Here is a 3,660-nt window from a genome sequence, read left to right as displayed (position 1 = left end):
GGCGCGCGCTCGGCATCGTCGCCGAGGCCGGGCTGCCGGCGGTGGTCTCGAGCGCGCTCGACACGTCGGTCGGGCTCGCGATGGGCGTGGCCCTCGCCGCCGCGCTTCCCGAGCTCGACTACGACTGCGGGCTCGGAACGGCGTCTCTCTTCACTGCCGACGTCGCCGAGCCACCCCTGAAGCCGCGTGCCGGCGCGGTGGCCGTGGGCCGCGTGAACCCTGAGCCGGCGCTGCTGGACGCGCACGCGGCATCCGTCGACCGGCGCGACTGGTGGCTCGAGCGGATCGCGCGCTGCTACCGCGAGCTCAGCGGGCCGGGGGCTCGATGATGAGCTCGGCGACGCGGGCGAGCTCGGCGTTGGTGCGGCGGCACATCTCTTCGTAGTCGAGGCCTGCCATCGCGGCGCGCACGGCCGAGCCCTCCCACACCGTCAGCATGAGGCGCGCCGCCTCGTCGGAGGGCAGCCGGAACCGCAGCACGTTCGCGCGGCCGATGTCGTCGATGATCTGGGCGACGTTGCGCCGCATCTCGTCGTCCTGCGCGAGGTACGCCGCGGCGAGCGTCTCGCTGCGCAGCGCGTGGATGCGGATCTCGCTCATCAGGAGCACGCCGAGGCGATCGTCGGCCGAGATGTCGAGCACCTGCTGGATGATCTCGAACGCGCTCTCAGCTGCGCCGCGGAACGCTCCAGCCCGCTCGAGCTCGGCGACGCGAGCGCGCACCGACTCGACGCGCTCGCGCGCCACGTTCGCGGCGAGCTCGAGGAACAATTCGTCCTTGGTCTCGAAGTTCGAGTAGAACGCGCCGCGCGTGAAGCCCGCGCGTTCGCAGATCGCCTCGACGGATGCCGCGTCCAGCCCGACCTCGGCGAAGACCTGGGCCGCGGCATCCAGCAGCTTCTGCCGCGTCGCCTCGCGGCGGCGTGACGTGACGACAGCGTCGGTCATGGACTCTCCTCTCCGCCAGTCTCACACGAGGTCCACAGTTTCGGGGCCGCAACCCGCCTTACGATACACTCATGTATCCGATACAGCGCTGTATCGACGGTTCCCGAACCTCTCACCCGTGAAATCGGAGGCGCTGTGTCGACTCTTCTGTACGCGCTCGGTCGCTGGTCGTACCGCCACCCGTGGCGGGTGCTGGTGACGTGGCTGCTGCTGCTCGGCATCTCCGTCGGCGGCGCGCTGGTGTTCATGAAGAGCACAGACAACTCGTTTTCGATCCCGGGCACGGAGGCGCAGGAGGGCATCCAGCTGCTCGACCGCAGCTTTCCGCAGGCGAGCGGCACGAGTGCCCAGCTCGTGGCGGTCGCGGACGACGGCGACGCGATCGACGTCGACCCGTACGCTTCCGGCATCGACGACGCGATCGCCGAACTGGAAGACCTCGACGGGGTGATCGCCGTCACCGACCCGTTCGACGACACGGTCGCCGGCGTGGTCGCGGATGACGAGAGCGCGGCCATCATCCGGCTGCAGTTCGACGGACAGGCCACCGACGTCCCCGACGACACGAAGACGGCGCTCGAGGACATCGCCGACGACCTGCGCGAGACGCTCCCGGAGGGATCGCAGGTCGCGATGGGCGGCGACCTGTTCTCGACCTCGGTGCCGGCGTTGTCGCTCATCGAGGCCGTCGGGGTGCTGATCGCCCTCTTCGTCCTCATCGTGACGTTCCGCTCGTTCACGGTCGCGTGGTTCCCGCTGGTGTCGGCGCTCATCGGCGTCGGGCTGTCGATCGCACTCATCTACGTCGCGACTGCGTTCGCGTCGATCTCGTCGACCACGCCGATGCTCGCGGTCATGCTCGGCCTCGCCGTCGGCATCGACTACGCCCTCTTCATCGTCGCGCGGCACCAGGACCAGGTGCGCGCCGGCGTCGACCCCGAGGAATCCGCCGCGCGCGCCACCGGCACAGCCGGCTCCGCCGTGGTCTTCGCCGGCGTCACCGTGCTCATCGCGCTCGTGGGCCTCGGCTTCGCCGGCATCCCGTTCCTGACCACGATGGGCATCGCGGCCGCCGTCGCGGTGGCGATCGCCGTGGTCGTCGCCGTCACCCTGACCCCGGCTCTCCTCGGCTTTGCGAAGTCCCGCGTCGCCGGCTGGGGCCGCGGCAAGAGCCGGCGGGGGATGCCTCTCCCCCGCCTCTCCGTGAGGGCTCGCGGCGTTTCGCCTCGCGGAGCCGCCCACGAGCTTGTCGAAGGGCGCTCTACGGTCGGGGGCGAGGCACCTTCGATCCCGAGCGGACGCGCTGCCGAATCCACTGCGGGCGTCTCCGGTCCCGCAGAACCCACGGGTCGCGCGGGAGCGCCGACGGATGCCGCGAAGACGCACGAACTGAATCCCGGACCAGCCCCGCAACCGACGCGACCAACGCCGCTCGAGACGAACAAGTGGGTGAATCTCGTCACCCGCCACCCGCTCGTCACCACGATCGCCGTCGTCCTCACCCTCGGGGTCATGGCGATCCCCGCCGCGAGCCTCGCGCTCGCGCTGCCGAACGCCGGGGTCCAGCCGGAGTCGAGCCAGGCGCGACAGGCGTACGACCTGACGGCGGAGCACTTCGGGCCGGGCGCGAACGGTCCACTCATCATGACGGGCACGATCGTGACGTCGACGGATCCGCTCGGGCTCATGGCCGACCTGGCCGACGAGATCGAGCAGGTGCCGGGCGTGAAAGAGATCGCGCTCGCGACGCCGAACGAGACGGCTGACACGGGTCTCCTCCAGATCGTGCCCGAGACGGCGCCCGACGACCCGGCGACCGCGGAGCTCGTGCGCGATCTGCGGGCGCTCGCGCCCGAGCTCGAGGACGAGTACGGCGTCGACCTCAAGGTCACCGGCTTCACGGCCGTCGGCATCGACATCTCGGACCGCCTGGGCGCCGCGCTGCTGCCGTTCGGCATCTTCGTCGTCGGTCTGTCGCTGATCCTGCTGATGATCGTGTTCCGCTCGATCTGGGTGCCGATCACGGCGGCCCTCGGCTACCTGCTGTCGGTGGCGGCGTCGTTCGGCGTGGTCGCGGCGGTGTTCGAGTGGGGCTGGTTCGCCGATCTGCTGCACGTGACGCGCACGGGTCCGGTCATCAGCTTCATGCCGATCATCCTGATGGGCGTGCTGTTCGGGCTCGCGATGGACTACCAGGTGTTCCTCGTCAGCCGCATGCGCGAGGACTTCGTCCACGCGCGCCGTGCGGCCTCCACACACCGGACGCGCTCGGCCCGCGACATCGCGCTCGCGGCCGTGCGGTCGGGGTTCACCGCGTCGGCGCGGGTGGTGACGGCAGCGGCCGTCATCATGTTCGCGGTGTTCGCCGCGTTCGTCCCCGAAGGCGACTCGTCGATCAAGCCCATCGCGCTGGGCCTCGCCGTCGGCATCGCGGTCGACGCGTTCCTCGTGCGCATGACGCTCGTACCTGCCGTGATGGCGCTGCTCGGCGAAAAGGCGTGGTGGATCCCGCGATGGCTCGAGCGCGTGCTGCCGCACTTCGACATCGAGGGCGAGGCCGTCGAGCGCGAGCTCTCGCTCGCGGCCTGGCCCGAACCGGCGACGACCGCCGTGGTCGTGGGCGAGGGCGTCGCCGTGCGCGCCGAGGGCGGACGTGCCGTGGGCGACGTCGCGCTGTTCGAGGATGCCGCGTTCCGCCTGGAGCCCGGCGGC

The 3,660-nt window shown here is 70.8% G+C and carries 2 protein-coding genes and 1 pseudogene; 2 read left to right on the top strand and 1 reads right to left on the bottom strand.

Going from position 1 to position 3,660, the window contains the following annotated elements; genetic code table 11:
• Positions 1-329 (top strand): annotated as a pseudogene (locus EIO58_RS14420) (o-succinylbenzoate synthase); the annotation flags it as partial.
• Here EIO58_RS14420 and EIO58_RS14415 read toward each other — a convergent pair.
• Positions 307-948: a TetR/AcrR family transcriptional regulator gene (locus tag EIO58_RS14415; RefSeq protein ID WP_127820112.1), complete on the bottom strand. Its 642-nt coding sequence runs from the start codon at positions 946-948 to the stop codon at positions 307-309. The pseudogene EIO58_RS14420 and the gene EIO58_RS14415 sit on opposite strands and share 23 nt — an antisense overlap.
• 135 nt (positions 949-1,083) lie before the next feature.
• Between EIO58_RS14415 and EIO58_RS14410 the strand changes: the two genes are divergently transcribed.
• Positions 1,084-3,660: MMPL family transporter (locus EIO58_RS14410; RefSeq protein ID WP_164861730.1), on the top strand; the 2,577-nt coding region annotated here is incomplete at its 3' end.

Origin of the sequence: Microbacterium sp. CPCC 204701, from assembly GCF_004010105.1 — a bacterium.
GTDB lineage: Bacteria > Actinomycetota > Actinomycetes > Actinomycetales > Microbacteriaceae > Microbacterium.
This window is presented reverse-complemented; position numbering and strand designations above follow the sequence as displayed.

Bases quoted from the DNA above. Each gene is read 5' to 3' on its own strand.
- EIO58_RS14415 (WP_127820112.1), bottom strand. From the start codon at position 948: ATGACCGACGCTGTCGTCACGTCACGCCGCCGCGAGGCGACGCGGCAG.